Origin of the sequence: Pseudomonas sp. (assembly GCF_030690725.1) — a bacterium.
Classification (GTDB): domain Bacteria; phylum Pseudomonadota; class Gammaproteobacteria; order Pseudomonadales; family Pseudomonadaceae; genus Aquipseudomonas.
Genome location: NZ_JAUYGD010000058.1, coordinates 1 through 1430 on the forward strand (window position 1 = coordinate 1; position 1430 = coordinate 1430).

The window sequence follows — 1430 nt, forward strand, 5'->3', positions numbered from 1 at the left end:
AAGGTAAGCGTGGCAAGGTGCTCAAGGTTCTCGCTGACGACCGTCTGGTCGTTGGTGGGATCAACCTGGTGAAGCGCCATACCAAGCCGAACCCGATGTCGGGCGTTCAGGGCGGTATCGTCGAGAAAGAAGCGCCAATGCACGCTTCTAACGTGGCCATCTTCAATGGCGAAACCAACAAGGCTGATCGCGTTGGTTTCAAAGTAGAAGAAGGTAAAAAAATTCGTGTCTTCAAGTCGACCCAAAAAGCGGTTGATGCTTGAACACTGCTAGGTAGAAGACCATGGCACGACTAAAAGAGATTTATCGGAAAGAAATCGCTCCCAAGCTTAAGGAAGAACTTAAGCTTGCCAACGTGATGGAAGTTCCGCGTATCACCAAGATCACCCTTAACATGGGCCTGGGCGAAGCAATCGGTGACAAGAAAATCATCGAGCACGCTGTTGCCGACCTGGAAAAGATTACCGGTCAGAAAGTCGTTGTGACTCATGCCCGTAAGTCGATTGCAGGCTTCAAGGTTCGTGAGGGCTGGCCGATCGGCGTTAAAGTAACTCTGCGCCGTGAGCGTATGTACGAGTTCCTGGATCGTCTGCTGTCCATCTCCCTGCCGCGCGTGCGTGACTTCCGCGGCCTGAATGCCAAGTCCTTCGATGGTCGTGGTAACTACAGCATGGGCGTGAAAGAGCAGATCATCTTCCCGGAAATCGACTACGACAAGATCGATGCTCTGCGTGGTCTGGACATTACCCTGACCACCACTGCCCGTACGGATGATGAAGGTCGCGCCTTGCTGCGTGCTTTCAAATTCCCGTTCCGCAACTGATTGGAGTTGGATCATGGCCAAAACCAGCATGAAAAACCGCGAGCTGAAGCGTCAGCAAACGGTAGCCAAGTACGCTAAGAAGCGTGCCGAGCTGAAAGCTACCATCGCCGATCTGAACGCCAGTCCAGAAGCGCGTTGGGCAGCACAAGTTGCACTGCAGAAGCAGCCGCGTGACGCCAGCGCCTCGCGCCTGCGCAATCGCTGCCGCATTACCGGTCGTCCGCACGGCGTTTATCGCAAGTTCGGTCTGTCGCGTATCAAGCTGCGTGAAGCTGCAATGCGTGGTGATGTACCAGGTCTGGTTAAAGCCAGCTGGTAAAAAACAAAGCCGGCCTAGTGCCGGCTTTGTCTTATCTGTGAATCAGGCCCCTTTGGGGCTTGATTCATTTTTGATCAGTCTCTAGAATGCTCGGCTCGCCTGAGCCTGGGTTCAATTTTTCTCAGAATTCTGAGCGACTGTAGCCGCAAGGCTAATTCTTTTTGTATCAGGAGCGTCTAGCCCATGAGTATGCAGGACCCGTTAGCGGACATGCTAACTCGTATCCGTAATGCCCAGATGGCTGAAAAGTCCGTCGTAAGCATGCCGTCTTCCACGTTGAAGGTGGCT

General features: G+C 53.3%; 4 protein-coding genes. All 4 read left to right on the forward strand.

Annotation, left to right across the window (positions count from 1 at the left end; all coding sequences use genetic code 11):
* A partial coding sequence (gene rplX / locus Q8O69_RS14460) for a 50S ribosomal protein L24 (protein WP_305592996.1) occupies nt 1-263 on the forward strand: 263 nt, incomplete at its 5' end.
* A 20-nt stretch (nt 264-283) separates the two neighbouring features.
* Nucleotides 284-823, forward strand: a complete 540-nt coding sequence (gene rplE, locus Q8O69_RS14465) for a 50S ribosomal protein L5 (RefSeq protein WP_090255796.1) — start codon at nt 284-286, stop codon at nt 821-823.
* Between the two features lie 13 nt (nt 824-836).
* Nucleotides 837-1142, forward strand: coding sequence for a 30S ribosomal protein S14 (rpsN, locus tag Q8O69_RS14470; RefSeq protein WP_090255793.1), 306 nt, complete (start codon nt 837-839; stop codon nt 1140-1142).
* 183 nt (nt 1143-1325) lie between these two features.
* Nucleotides 1326-1430: 30S ribosomal protein S8 (rpsH, locus tag Q8O69_RS14475; RefSeq protein ID WP_304867388.1), on the forward strand; the 105-nt coding region annotated here is incomplete at its 3' end.

What these genes read in the sequence shown, in the direction of transcription:
- rplE (WP_090255796.1), top strand. Translation starts at nt 284, where the DNA reads ATGGCACGACTAAAAGAGATTTATCGGAAAGAAATCGCTCCCAAGCTT.
- rpsN (WP_090255793.1), top strand. Translation starts at nt 837, where the DNA reads ATGGCCAAAACCAGCATGAAAAACCGCGAGCTGAAGCGTCAGCAAACG.